A 12540-nucleotide genomic window follows, 5' to 3' on the forward strand; every position below is an offset into this window, starting at 1 on the left:
TAGGCCTTGCTATATTTTGGGACATGTGGAAAAAATTCAAACGACTGTTCATCATCAAAACCAAGTTTGAAGCGTTCTTGATTATTTATGCACTGGCGACTGGCGCTATCGCAAGAGGTCAGGATTATCTGATTCAATATCCCGGCTTTGGCGGGAAGCTCTTATTTCTTGCTTGCACCGGTGCCGTTTTCATGGCCGGTGCCAAGATGCTCGATGCGATCGATTATCGCAGAGTTTATGGGCCAGAATATTAACGGACCTTCTTTTTTATTTCAGCGTTTTACGAAAGATTTTTGGCATGCCATTCAACCAATAAGGTGGTGAGCTTCTGTTGCTCGGTGCTCACCAAACCGCCGGTATCCCTTCTGTTGCCCGGTGGGTCCAACCGCGCTTTAACTTCTTAAGTTACAACCGTGAGGTCGTTGGCTTAAGCCGCTACTGCGAGTGCTTCATTATCGTTTGCACTTATAGTTTTTGAGCAATCACGGCATACTCAGGCCGGGTAAAAATAATGCTTTTCAACACACGTCGATCCTGGTTCGGCCCCATCAACAAAGATGTCTGAAAACATCTATATTGGTGGAGCCGCCGGGTACTGCCCCCGGGTCCGTTGTGCCTATTGCACATCACAATTTATCACCATAGTCCGCCGAAGCAGACAGGCCCTATATAGTCACTAATTTATGAATGGAAAGTGTGCAGGCTGTTGTTGAATAGAAAAAGGGCCAGCAGATAGTCTGCCAGCCCCAGGAGTTCTAGTTCGTCCCAAAGGACAAAATGTCGGGCTTATTGTGCCAGTACACCTTCTTCTTCGTCAGCCGCCTCTTCCAAGACGTCTGCCTTGTCTTCCAGATCTGCCGCCTTTTCTTCCATGGCTTCTTCACCAGCTTCGGTCATTGCGTCATCCGCCGCTTCGTCAGCGACATCTGCCTGTGCTTCGGCTTCTTCTGCTGCCGCTTCGGTTGCTGTTTCCGGCCCAGCACTATCACATGCCGCCAATGTCAAGGTGGCTGCACTTATCGTTGCAATTGCTAATTTACGCATAAATCTTCCTTCGTCCCTTTTTGGAGGCCAAAAAAAATGGCCCTTCCTGAAACCTAACGAGCAATTTGCCCGATGGTTCCAAGAAAGGCCGGATAATTTATCATCAACTCGCCGGCGATAGTCAGCCGGTTAGCATGGCGGCTATTTTTTTAAATTATCCCGAATTTCCGTCAGCAAATCAATTTCGGTTGGACCGGAAGGTGTTTCTTCCTCTTCCTTCTTAGCCATTATTTTATTGGCATAGCGGACAATGATGAAAATGATGAAAGCCAAGATGATGAAGTTGATCACAACGGTCAGAAATTGACCCCAACCCAGCATAGGCACACCAGCCTCTTTCAGTGCTGCATAGTCGGTTGAACCCGCCAGCTCCGCTGGTGGTGTAGCCAACAGGATGAACATTTTAGAGAAATCCGGTGTGCCGAGAACCGCGCTTACAATCGGCATGATCACATCTTCGGTCAACGACGTGGTGATAGTAGCGAAGGCAGCACCTATTATGACCGCGACTGCCAAGTCTAATACATTGCCTTTCAGGATAAACTCTTTAAATTCCGCAAACATAGCAATACTCCTCTTCCCCGTAAGATGGTTTGTAAATGCCTGATAACCTATGATTTGTCGAGGGAAGTCATTGCAATTAACCGCTTTCATCACTATTTTTACAATTGAAGAGGCGCTCAATCGGAACGTGGGAGAAAATCAACATGCGTAGTAAGTTAACCAAATTTTTAATGGTACCAGTTTTGGCGCTGGCGCTCAGCGCTTGCGGCATTAACAGCGTTCCGACTGCCGAGGAACAGGCGAAGGCGAAATGGGCTGATGTTGAAAGCACTTACCAACGCCGTGCTGACCTGATCCCCAATCTGGTTGAAACCGTCAAAGGCTTCGCTGCTCAAGAGCAGGATACACTGACCGCTGTAGTTGAGGCCCGCGCGAAGGCGACATCCATTCAAGTGGGTGCCAATGATTTGGGTGATGCCTCAAAAATTCAGGAATTTGCCGCAGCACAAGGCGCACTTTCTCAAGGCCTTGGCCGTCTGTTGGCGACTGTAGAAGCCTACCCTGATCTTAAATCCAATCAGAACTTCCTGGCCCTGCAAAGCCAACTGGAAGGCACAGAAAACCGTATCAATGTGGCGCGCAGAGACTATAACGAAGCCGTCCGGCAATATAACACCACCATTCGAACCTTCCCCGATATTATCGGTGCGAAAATCATTCATGGCGCAGAGCCAATGGCGCCATTTACGGCGACCACAGAAGGTGCAGATGAAGCGCCGACGGTCGCGTTTTAACCTATAATGCGTATCCTCCCCCACAGCATTTTCGCCGTAATTTGGGCTGCCCTGGTCTTGGTAATCATGGTTCCTGCTGGAACGGTAGCAGCCCAAAGCTTTCCTGAGCTGACGGGCCGGGTGGTCGATCAAGCGGACCTGCTTGATCCCGCGCAAGAGGCGGCGATGACCGCCAAATTGGAAGCACTGGAAGCCAATTCAAACCGGCAACTGGTCGTTGCCACAGTGTCCAGTTTGGAAGGCTATGATATTGCCGACTATGGCTATCAACTCGGCCGAACCTGGGGCATTGGCCAGGATGGCGACGGAGAAACCGAAAAAGATAATGGTGTCATATTGCTGGTCGCGCCCAATGATCGCAAGGTCCGCATAGAGGTAGGATATGGGTTGGAAGGTATCATGACCGATGCCCTTTCCGGCGTGATTATTCAGAACTTCATATTGCCCAAGTTTCGCGATAGCGACATGCCCGCAGGCATAACCGCCGGTGTTGACGCAATTACCGCCCAGCTGATGCTGCCTGAAGAAGAGGCACGCGCTTCTGCTTCACAGGCAGCCAGTCAACAACGCGAGCGCTCTAATGACGGTGAAGGCGGCCTGATCATATTCTGGATCATCGTAGGGATAGTGATTATTATTATGTCCATCTCTGGTTCGCGCGGCGGCAAACGCTATCGTGGCGGTGCTGGTCCTGTTGTTATCTGGGGCGGTGGCGGCTCCAGCGGGTGGGGCAGCTCTGGCGGCGGATTTAGCAGCGGCGGCTTCGGTGGTGGTGGTTTTAGCGGCGGTGGCGGCAGCTTTGGCGGCGGCGGCGCATCCGGGGGATGGTAATGCAAAAGGTTAATCAGCTTTCCGAAGCGGATCACAGGCTTGTAACCGCAGCAGTAGGTGAAGCGGAGAAATCCACCGACGGAGAGATTGTGACTATCGTCACCGACCTCTCTGACAAATACCATGATGCCGGCCTGCAATGGGCGATTGGCATCACGTTTTTCTTCTTGTCGACACTCGCGGTTTTTCCGGCCTTCTATCAGTCCATGATCAACGGACTATTCGGCGGTTGGCAGCAGGATTTCACCACGGCGGGCGAACAGATGGCAGTGCTTTTTATTGCTACCGTTACCTTATTCCTTGCGATGCGTTATCTATTTGCGTGGATGCCGCTCCGCCTTTTGGTTACGCCGAAAAGCACCAAACAACGACGGGTGCGTAGGCGAGCTATTGATTTTTTTAAAGTAGGTGCTGAGCGTCGTACCGTGGGCTTGACGGGTATTTTGATTTACGTTTCCCTAAAAGAACATCGTGCCGAAATCGTTGCCGATGAAGCCATTGCCGAAAAAGTATCGCCCGAAGTCTGGGGCGAAGCTATGGTCGCGCTAATTGATGAAGTCCGGGTCGGCCGCCCTGGTGAAGGCATGGCGGCAGCTGTGCGGCATGTTGGTGTGGTGCTCAAGGAGCATTTTCCTAAAACCGACAAGAACCCAAACGAACTTCCAGACCGGCTTATTGAAATTTGAGTATTGAAGATTCCGACGCACCGCTAGAAACCATGTGGGAAGGCCGTTTCATTACGGCTAAACGGCAAGGCCGCTGGGAATATGTGTCGCGTAGCCGCGGTATCCGCGCTGCGGTAATATTGGCCATAGATGATGGCCATGTTTTGTTAGTCGAGCAATATCGCATGCCGCTGGGCAAAAACTGTATAGAATTCCCAGCCGGCTTGGTCGGCGATCATGACGATAATAGCGATGAGGATGCATCGATAGCCGCTATGCGAGAGCTGGAAGAAGAAACCGGCTATCGCGCTACAACAATAGAAGATTGCGGCGAGTTTTATTCATCCCCCGGCATGGTCTCAGAGAGCTTTTTTCTATTCAAGGCTGACGGATTGACCAAAACTGGCCCTGGCGGCGGTGTCGAGGGAGAAAATATTACCGTCCACCGTGTAGCTCTTGAAGAACTTGGCAATTTCATCGATCAAAAACGTATTGAAGGCGCTGCTATTGACGCAAAACTGCTGCTGCTTCTCAAACTTAAGTAGGCTTGCGATTTAGCGAAAATTGTCCGCGTAAGCTTGTATCTTCAAGGTTTTGTTAGGCGTAGGAACAACCGAATAAGCGATCCCATATTTTTCAGCATAGACCCTAGCTGCTTCAACACTGGGAAATTTCATCTGTACCTGACGCTGTGTATCACCAGAGCCTGCCCAGCCGGTTAGCGTATCAGCTTTCCGGGCTTCGGATGGTTCAAATTCCAGCATCCATTTGTCGGTCAACGCCCTGCCCGACTGCATAGCATTCATAGGTATCTGATAAATCCGCGCAGCCATGACATTTTCCTTCGTTGATGACCGCCTCAATAAGCGCGTGAAATCGCAAATTCAACTGCTTCGGTCATCGCGGATTTCGCTTTACCTGATGGAAAAGCACCCAACGCATCAATCGCTCGTTGTCCATAATGACGCGCGCGCGAGATCGTATCATCAATTGCTCCGGTTTTTTTGAGCAAGTCGGTGGCATAGCCTAGATCATCATCAGAGATTTTATGGCCGATAATCGCATCTTTCCAAAATTTACGATCTTCTTCGCTGCCGCGCGCATAGGCCAAAATCACTGGCAACGTAACCTTACCTTCTCGGAAATCATCACCGGCATCTTTACCCATGACCTCCCTATCTGATGAATAGTCAATGGCATCGTCGACCAATTGAAAGGCAATTCCCAAATTGCGACCATAGGAGTCCAGGGCCAGTTCAGTTTCTTCATCTCGCTCAGCTATAACTGCAGAAATCCGGCTTGCTGCCGCAAAAAGAGCTGCTGTTTTTGATCCAATGATATCGAGATAACGATCTTCACTGGTATCAATTTTACGCTGAGCGGTCAGTTGGTTTACCTCGCCTTCAGCAATGATTGCTGATGCGCTCGATAGGATTTTCAGTACTTTCAGCGAACCATCTTCCACCATCAATTCAAAAGACCGGCTGAATAGAAAGTCACCCACCAATACCGTAGCAGGGTTACCAAAGACCAGATTGGCGGTCGTTTTACCGCGCCTAAGATCAGATCCATCAACCACGTCGTCATGCAGCAACGTTGCGGTGTGAATAAATTCCACCGCTGCCGCCAATTTAAAATGGCGATCCCCTTCATAGCCGATCAATTTGGCCGCTGCCAAAGTCAGCATAGGGCGCATTCTCTTGCCGCCGCCAGCAATCAAATGACCTGCCAATTCTGGGATTAACGGTATTTCCGACTGCATCCTATCAAGAATTACGCTGTTGACTTGATTCATATCACTCGCAACAAGCGCCATTAGCGGTTCTAGTGACGGGGTAGCTTCGCGCCCCAAGTGGTGGACAGTTGCAGACATGTTGCATGCGATGTGGCAAGGGAACTGGAATAAGGCAAGTGAAATCAAAGCATCAGCAGGTGAAGTTTGCAAAACTTGCGGGCAAGTCTATCAACGGGCGAATCAATTACGGAAATCAGGCAGTCACCCATGGACGAAAAGCTCAAACAATATCGTGAAAGCATCAATAATATCGACGCCGCACTCGTGTTCATGCTTGCCGAGCGGTTCAAAGTCACGAAGGCCGTTGGCGAGTATAAAGCCGAAAACAATCTGCCGCCTGCTGATCCATCTCGCGAACAGCAGCAAATCGCCCGCTTACGACAGCTTGCCAGCGATGCTAACCTAGACCCTGAATTCTCGGAAAAATTCCTGCGCTTCATCATCGACGAAGTCATTCGCCACCACGAACAGATCCGCGAAGACGCTAGCTAGTCAGTTGAACCTGAGATTTCGGCAAGCACAATCGTACCATTAGGCCGCCTAAATCTTCACTTTCTTCCAGAAGCACATTGCCCTGATAAATCTCAGCTACATCGCGAACAATGGCCAATCCCAAACCCGTTCCCGGTTTACCTGTATCTAAACGGGCACCACGATCAAATATGCGCTGACGTTCTTCTGCCGGGATACCCATGCCATCATCTTCGATTAGCAATTCGACAAATTCATCGCCGGTTTCAACGGTTACAAAGACACTACCACCGCCATATTTTGCGGCATTTTCGACAAGATTACCGATCATCTCATCCAAATCCTGGCGCTCGACAGACACCTCTGCTTCCTGGTCGCCATCAATGTCGATCCGAACATGTTTGTAGAGCCGTCCGACGGCGCGTTCCACTGCTTGCAAGCTTGGCCAGACACGAGACCGGCTATGCGCGTGACCGCGCCGGCCAACGGCACGGGCACGAGCCAGATGGTGATCTACCTGACGGCGCATCACACCTGATTCTCGAATGACTGTATCGGCAAGATCATCCGCCTTTGCTGTGGCGCTATTCATGATGACCGTAAGCGGTGTTTTTAACGCGTGAGCAAGATTACCCGCGTGACGGCGGGCTTCTTCCGCCTGTTTTTCGTTATGATCGAGCAGTTCATTAAGCTCATCGACCATCGGCGTTACTTCATTAGGCATGGGCTCACTTACCCGTTTTTGCTGCCCGTTCCGCATTTCGCCGATCGCCTTGCGGATCTTGCGCAACGGCCAAAGTCCATAAAGTGTCTGTAGCGCCGCCATCCCTATAAGGCCGAGTGCAAGCAGCAGAAAGCTATTGACCAATATTGACCGTATTTCGCTAACCTGCGCATCCAAACCTTCCCTGCTTTGCGCTACTTGGAATGTCCATTTCACCTCAGAATCGGGAAGAATGACGCTTCTCTCAGCCATCCGCAGTCCTTCTCCGGAAAACTGATCGCTATCGTATAGATGAGTTTCCAGATCGTCGTGCGGGGTCGCCTGCTCCAACGTACGATCCCACAATGATCGCGACGTGAAATCGTCATGTCCTACACCGCTAATTTGCCAATACAGACCACTATTAGGTTCTAAAAACCTTTGATCACCAAGCGGTCTGTTGAAGAACACCTCGCCTGTCGTATCAATCTCCGCAGACGCAATCATAGCGGTCAGCGCATATTCGAGTTGATTGTCGAAATTGCGAGTCACCGCATTGACCAGCACCCGGTCTAGAGCAACGCCGCCGCCGAGCAGCAGGACAATGATCCAGGCCGCGGCAATACCAATCATCCGGCGGCTCAATGACCCGGTAGTTTGTGTGCCTAACGGGGGTGTTGGCTGAACAGTAGCTTCGTCAAAAGGAAGGTCTATTTTGCTCGTTTCATTCAGTTGTCAGGATCCTCTAGACTATAGCCCAGCCCCCTGATGGTCGAAATAACATCTGCACCCAGTTTCTTTCGGATACGCGTGACAAACACTTCGATCGTGTTGGAATCCCGATCAAAATCCTGATCGTAAATATGCTCGATCAGTTCGGTACGGGATACTACCTTTCCTTTATGGTGCATCAGATAGGAAAGCAGCTTATATTCCTGCGCCGTGAGTTTTACCGGGCTGCCATCCAATGTGACTTTGCCAGAGCGTGTGTCGAGCCGAACTTCGCCGGCAGTCAGTTCAGACGATGCGTTGCCAGATGCACGGCGAATAAGCGCACGTAAACGAGCAATAAGCTCCTCCGTCTGAAATGGCTTGGCCAAATAATCGTCAGCGCCAGCATCCAATCCGGCAACCTTGTCCGACCAGCTATCACGAGCTGTCAAAACCAGTACCGGGAAATTCCTATCTTCCTTGCGCCAGCGATCCAAAACAGTCAGACCGTCAATCTCAGGAAGGCCGAGATCCAGGATAACCGCGTCATATTCTTCGGTTGAACCCATGAAATGGCCATCTTCGCCATCTGTGGACAGATCAATCGCATAGCCATTGCTTTCCAGCGTCGATTTTAGCTGCTGTCCCAAAGTGGGTTCATCTTCGACTATAAGCACGCGCATAAAGTTACTCCAGAAAACCGTTTTTCATGATGGTGTAGCTATATCACCATCATTAAATCTCACAACGATAAAGACAAAACGGCTCAACGCCGCCGAAAGGAAAGGTAAAGCGGCTTAGCGGCGCTCACGGAGTATTGCTCCGGTTCGGCCATCGACGTCAATGAAGATAACTCGGCCGTCTTCGATAAATTTTAAACGATAAACTTGTGCCGACGGATCATATTCCGGCCCAAGATACTGGCTACCTGCCATTCTTGGCAGCACTCTATTTTCAATCGAACGCAGGGATTTCCCCTTGCCCGCCATCATCTGGGCACGGGCAGCTTTTTGCTCATCATCCCGCTGAACCGCGTTCACCGGAACCGTTGCAACGGCCAAGGCGGTAAAAGCCACTAGCCCGGAAAGGATAGATTTTTTTAACATCATCAGGCTTTTACCTACCGTGCTTTTAACAGCACGTGAACGACGAGTTCACCTTGCCGCTTTAAACCTTAACGTGTCATTTCATAGGTAATATTGAGATTTACCGAAGTACCAACTTGCCCCGGTGCTACAGGAACAGACTCTTCTTGTGCTACCATCATGCGGTTCGCAGGCATCGGACCTGGCGCGCTGTTACTAATCCCTTCCGCAATCGAAAGCACACGCACACCGCTATATCCCGACGCTTTGGCATAGTTCTCTGCCTGCTGCTTGCCATTTGCAAGCGCACGCTCACGCGCCAACTGTTTGACTGTATTGTCATCATCAATCGAGAAATATGGCCCGTTTAAATTTGTTGCGCCACCACTGCTGACCAGCGCGTCCAATATCGTTCCAAGATTACTAATGTCTCGGACGGTCGCCTGAACTTGATTGGAAACACGGTAGCCGACAAAACGGTTTGTTTTGCTCGCGCGATCATATTCATAATCAGCATTCAGATTAATGCCGGTGGTTTGAATATCTTTCTCTGCGATGCCCAGTGATTTCAGTTTATCGATCATCATCGTGGCCTTGCGCGAATTGTCGCGTAACGCCTGTGTTGCGGTTGCAGCCTTGGTTTCTACACCTGTATTGAAAGTTGCGGTGTCGGGGCGGCTATCAACTTGTTCGGAAATACTGAGTTCAATCACCGGATTTTGTGCGGTTATCTGAACATTAGCAGCCTGGGCTGTAGTACTGCTTCCCAATATTGCTGCAGCGAGAGCCATGATTCCAAGATATTTCATTTTATTCCTTCCAAAAATTCTTAAAGTTAAGAACCCTGCTTCGGCTAAATATTGCTACCCCCTTATCGCTAATTGGTTCCGCATAGCATGCTTTTTTTAAAAGGTAACTTGAGCAAATGGTCACATGTCCCTAACGCGCAAGGACAATGTCACAACCGCCGATTTTTTCATACGAACAGCTCGCCCTCCATCAAGGGGAAGGCTGGCTGTTCAAAGACCTGGACCTGCATGTCGGGCCGCGCGACCGACTGGCGCTGATCGGCCGTAACGGCGCAGGCAAGACGACCTTGCTGCGCTTGATCGCTGATCAGATCGAAGCCGACAAGGGCAAGCGGATGATCCAACCCGGCACGAATATCGTGATGCTGGAGCAGGAACCGGACTTTACGCCTTTCGAAACATTGCTGGACTTCGCCCTTTCCGGAAGCACCGGACCTGCTGAGCATGAAGTGCAATCTATCGCAGACCAGCTTTCCACTGACCTATCGATCCGCGCCGACAAGGCCAGCGGTGGTGAAAAACGCCGTGCGGCCATCTGCCGTGCCTTGGCTCTGGAACCGGATCTGTTGCTGCTCGACGAGCCGACCAACCATCTTGACCTCGGCGCGATCGATTGGCTGGAGGATTGGTTGCGGCGTTATAAAGGCGCGTTCATCACCATATCCCACGACCGGACGTTTTTGACGCGATTGACTAAGCAAACCATCTGGCTGGATCGCGGCGCACTGCGGCGCCAGGAAATTGGTTTTGGCGGCTATGACGCATGGATGGAAAAAATTCATGCTGATGAAGCGCAACTCGCCCATAAGATCGACGCAAAACTAAAACTGGAAGCGCGCTGGCTTGAACGCGGTGTCACTGCAAGGCGCAAACGCAATCAGGGACGACTGGAAAAACTCTATCAAATGCGTGCGCAGCGTGCGGCAATGGTTGGACCGGCCGGGACAGCGAATCTAAAAGCCCAGAGCGACGATGTCCGAACAAAATCTGTCATCATGGCCGAACATATTTCCAAAACATTTGGAGAAGGTGACGCAAAGCGGACTATCATCAGGGACTTCTCTTTACGCATCCAGCGCGGTGACCGGATCGGTCTTGTTGGTGCTAACGGAGCCGGCAAGACAACTTTGCTCAAGATGCTCACTGGCGAACTGGAGCCCGATACCGGCTCGGTCAATCTGGCAAAAACCCTCAACGGCGTTTTTATTGATCAGCAACGCAGCCTTTTGGAAGACAATAAAACTGTCCGCGACGTGCTCGCCGATGGCAGTGACTGGGTTGATGTGCGTGGCGACAAGAAACATGTGCAAGGCTATCTCAAAGACTTTCTGTTCGCGCCAAATCTGATTGACGCGAAGGTCGGCACTTTATCCGGTGGCGAGCAATCGCGACTGCTTCTTGCCCGCGAATTTGCACGTATGTCCAATTTGCTTGTACTTGATGAACCGACCAACGATCTCGATCTTGAAACGCTTGACCTGTTGCAGGAGGTTATCGCGGACTATGAAGGGACGGTGCTGCTCGTCAGCCATGATCGAGACTTTCTCGATCGCACCGTGACAGTCACCTTGGGTCTTGATGGAAGCGGTAAGGTTGACATAATCGCCGGCGGCTATGCCGAATGGGAAGCAAAGCGCAAAGAAGATGGCGATGCTGGAAAGGCCAAAAGCAAAACAGCCGCGCCAAAACCTGTTGCCAAATCGAACAGTCCGCCAAAGAAGCTCAGTTACAAGGATCAGCGCGACTATGACATGTTGCTGGGTCGGATTGAGGCTATTGATGTTCGCATGAGCGAGATCGCAACTGCTCTGTCCGACGCCGATCTATACACCAAGGATTTTACGCAGTTTGAAAAACTAACCGAAGAAAATGCCGCGTTGATCGATGAGAAAGACACAGCTGAAATGCGCTGGCTGGAATTGGCAGAACAAGTGGAGCAGCTTCAAAGTTAACCCGATTTGAAAGCTACACGCTTTGGATATAAAATGAATCTGGTAGCTACTTGATCCATAACCGCAAAATATAAGCCACCACACCCAGAGCAGAAATGCTCATCGCCCATATCCCAGCCATCCACGCCAGCCGTTTCCACAATGGGGCCTCATCGGCGGTTTGATGATCAACAGGTGCCATTAGTGATAACCTTCCGTTCCGACCTTACCGCGAAACACCCAATAGGCCCAGCCAGTATAGACGAGGATTAGCGGTACGGTAATCGCTACCCCGACCAGCATGAATATCTGACTACTCTCGGGAACCGCAGCATCCCAGATCGTGATCTGATCAGGGACGATATAGGGGAACATTGAAATACCAAGCCCAGCCATGCCCAGGAAGAACAACCCTAGTGAAATCAAAAAGGGCGCTGCTTCTTGCTTCTTATGTAGTCCCCGGAACAAAAAATAGGTGAGGATCAAGACCAGTAACGGGACTTGAGCGGCGAATAATATGTTCGGCATTTCAAACCAGCGCGTCCAATATTGGCTATCGAGAAACGGTGTATAAAGACTAACGGCGGCCATCAATGCGAGAGTCACAACCGCTGCGGGCTTAGCCAGCCGATAGGCCATATCCTGCGCACCATGCTCGGTCTTCCAGATCAACCAAGTCGCTCCGAGCAACGCATAGCCAGCCACCGTCCCCATGCCGGTTAGCAACGTGTAAGGCGTGAACCAATCGAACCAGCTCCCGGCATAAGCACGATCCGCAACTTCGACGCCTTGTAGCAAAGCGCCCAAGATCATGCCTTGCGAGAAAGCCGCCGCAAAAGACCCGGCGGTAAAAGCAAAGTCCCAAAAGGCGCGGTGGTCCGGATCACGCCAGCGAAATTCAAAGGCGACACCGCGAAACACAAGACCCAAAAGCATAATGATAATCAGCGGGTAGGTTGCCGGTAGTATAATCGCATAAGCCAAGGGAAATGCAGCCAGTAATCCGCCGCCGCCTAGTACCAGCCATGTTTCATTGCCGTCCCAAACCGGCGCGATGCTGTTCATCGCTTGGTCGCGGGCATCACCAACTTCAAAAGCCGGGAAAATTATACCAATGCCAAGGTCAAATCCGTCCATTACGACATAGGCAAAAACGGCGAATGCAATGATGAAGGCCCAAATAACGGTTAAATCCAT

17 protein-coding genes and 1 other RNA gene are annotated in these 12540 nt (G+C 50.8%); 7 read left to right on the top strand and 11 right to left on the bottom strand.

Features of this window, described 5'->3' with window-relative positions; genetic code table 11:
• Positions 1 to 23: 23 nt before the first annotated feature.
• Positions 24 to 254: a hypothetical protein gene (locus J4G78_RS04490; RefSeq protein WP_207988859.1), complete on the top strand. Its 231-nt coding sequence runs from the start codon at positions 24 to 26 to the stop codon at positions 252 to 254.
• 100 nt (positions 255 to 354) lie between these two features.
• Here J4G78_RS04490 and ssrA read toward each other — a convergent pair.
• From ssrA to mscL, 3 genes are all read right to left on the bottom strand, one after another.
• Positions 355 to 698, bottom strand: a transfer-messenger RNA (tmRNA) gene (gene ssrA, locus J4G78_RS04495).
• An 88-nt stretch (positions 699 to 786) separates the two neighbouring features.
• Positions 787 to 1044 carry a hypothetical protein gene (locus J4G78_RS04500; RefSeq protein ID WP_207988861.1) on the bottom strand — a complete coding sequence of 86 codons (258 nt, stop codon included), beginning with the start codon at positions 1042 to 1044 and terminating at the stop codon, positions 787 to 789.
• A 141-nt stretch (positions 1045 to 1185) separates the two neighbouring features.
• The gene (gene mscL, locus J4G78_RS04505) at positions 1186 to 1608 is read right to left on the bottom strand and encodes a large conductance mechanosensitive channel protein MscL (RefSeq protein ID WP_207988863.1); all 423 of its coding nucleotides are present in this window, start codon (positions 1606 to 1608) and stop codon (positions 1186 to 1188) included.
• 143 nt (positions 1609 to 1751) lie between these two features.
• Here mscL and J4G78_RS04510 point away from each other — a divergent pair, with 143 nt between their 5' ends.
• Genes J4G78_RS04510 through J4G78_RS04525 form a run of 4 tightly spaced genes read left to right on the top strand, consistent with a single transcriptional unit; the run spans position 1752 to position 4383 of the window.
• Positions 1752 to 2342 (top strand): LemA family protein, encoded by a 591-nt coding sequence (locus J4G78_RS04510; RefSeq protein WP_207988864.1) that lies wholly within the window; start codon positions 1752 to 1754, stop codon positions 2340 to 2342.
• A 6-nt stretch (positions 2343 to 2348) separates the two neighbouring features.
• Entirely contained in the window at positions 2349 to 3173 is an 825-nt protein-coding gene (locus J4G78_RS04515) for a TPM domain-containing protein (protein WP_207988866.1), read from the top strand.
• Positions 3173 to 3859, top strand: coding sequence for a TPM domain-containing protein (locus J4G78_RS04520; RefSeq protein ID WP_207988868.1), 687 nt, complete (start codon positions 3173 to 3175; stop codon positions 3857 to 3859). Before J4G78_RS04515 ends, J4G78_RS04520 begins: the two co-directional genes overlap by 1 nt.
• Positions 3856 to 4383: an NUDIX hydrolase gene (locus J4G78_RS04525; RefSeq protein ID WP_207988870.1), complete on the top strand. Its 528-nt coding sequence runs from the start codon at positions 3856 to 3858 to the stop codon at positions 4381 to 4383. The genes J4G78_RS04520 and J4G78_RS04525 overlap by 4 nt, the downstream gene beginning before the upstream one ends.
• Positions 4384 to 4392: 9 nt before the next feature.
• Here the strand turns inward: J4G78_RS04525 and J4G78_RS04530 are convergent, their stop codons facing one another.
• Both J4G78_RS04530 and J4G78_RS04535 read right to left on the bottom strand, forming a co-directional pair.
• Entirely contained in the window at positions 4393 to 4671 is a 279-nt protein-coding gene (locus tag J4G78_RS04530; RefSeq protein ID WP_207988873.1) for an NADH dehydrogenase ubiquinone Fe-S protein 4, read from the bottom strand.
• Positions 4672 to 4697: 26 nt separating this feature from the next.
• Positions 4698 to 5711, bottom strand: coding sequence for a polyprenyl synthetase family protein (locus tag J4G78_RS04535; protein ID WP_207988875.1), 1014 nt, complete (start codon positions 5709 to 5711; stop codon positions 4698 to 4700).
• Positions 5712 to 5840: 129 nt separating this feature from the next.
• Here J4G78_RS04535 and J4G78_RS04540 point away from each other — a divergent pair, with 129 nt between their 5' ends.
• Positions 5841 to 6125 (top strand): chorismate mutase, encoded by a 285-nt coding sequence (locus J4G78_RS04540; protein WP_207988876.1) that lies wholly within the window; start codon positions 5841 to 5843, stop codon positions 6123 to 6125.
• Here J4G78_RS04540 and J4G78_RS04545 read toward each other — a convergent pair.
• The 4 genes from J4G78_RS04545 to J4G78_RS04560 all read right to left on the bottom strand — a co-directional run bounded on the left by J4G78_RS04545 (position 6118) and on the right by J4G78_RS04560 (position 9412).
• The gene (locus J4G78_RS04545; protein WP_207988878.1) at positions 6118 to 7440 is read right to left on the bottom strand and encodes an ATP-binding protein; all 1323 of its coding nucleotides are present in this window, start codon (positions 7438 to 7440) and stop codon (positions 6118 to 6120) included. The two genes, J4G78_RS04540 and J4G78_RS04545, sit on opposite strands and share 8 nt — an antisense overlap.
• Positions 7441 to 7535: 95 nt before the next feature.
• Positions 7536 to 8201: a response regulator transcription factor gene (locus J4G78_RS04550; RefSeq protein ID WP_207988880.1), complete on the bottom strand. Its 666-nt coding sequence runs from the start codon at positions 8199 to 8201 to the stop codon at positions 7536 to 7538.
• Between the two features lie 114 nt (positions 8202 to 8315).
• Positions 8316 to 8627, bottom strand: a complete 312-nt coding sequence (locus tag J4G78_RS04555) for a hypothetical protein (protein WP_310737249.1) — start codon at positions 8625 to 8627, stop codon at positions 8316 to 8318.
• Positions 8628 to 8692: 65 nt separating this feature from the next.
• Complete coding sequence (locus J4G78_RS04560) at positions 8693 to 9412, bottom strand: SIMPL domain-containing protein (RefSeq protein ID WP_207988881.1); 720 nt, start codon at positions 9410 to 9412, stop codon at positions 8693 to 8695.
• Positions 9413 to 9558: 146 nt separating this feature from the next.
• Between J4G78_RS04560 and J4G78_RS04565 the strand changes: the two genes are divergently transcribed.
• Positions 9559 to 11364: an ABC-F family ATP-binding cassette domain-containing protein gene (locus J4G78_RS04565; protein WP_207988883.1), complete on the top strand. Its 1806-nt coding sequence runs from the start codon at positions 9559 to 9561 to the stop codon at positions 11362 to 11364.
• Between the two features lie 46 nt (positions 11365 to 11410).
• Here the strand turns inward: J4G78_RS04565 and J4G78_RS04570 are convergent, their stop codons facing one another.
• Together J4G78_RS04570 and cydB are read right to left on the bottom strand one after the other, a co-directional pair.
• Positions 11411 to 11545 (bottom strand): DUF2474 domain-containing protein, encoded by a 135-nt coding sequence (locus tag J4G78_RS04570; RefSeq protein WP_207988885.1) that lies wholly within the window; start codon positions 11543 to 11545, stop codon positions 11411 to 11413.
• The gene (cydB, locus tag J4G78_RS04575; protein WP_207988887.1) at positions 11545 to 12540 is read right to left on the bottom strand and encodes a cytochrome d ubiquinol oxidase subunit II; all 996 of its coding nucleotides are present in this window, start codon (positions 12538 to 12540) and stop codon (positions 11545 to 11547) included. The genes J4G78_RS04570 and cydB overlap by 1 nt, the downstream gene beginning before the upstream one ends.

Source organism: Parasphingorhabdus cellanae (assembly GCF_017498565.1).
GTDB classification, from domain to species: domain Bacteria; phylum Pseudomonadota; class Alphaproteobacteria; order Sphingomonadales; family Sphingomonadaceae; genus Parasphingorhabdus; species Parasphingorhabdus cellanae.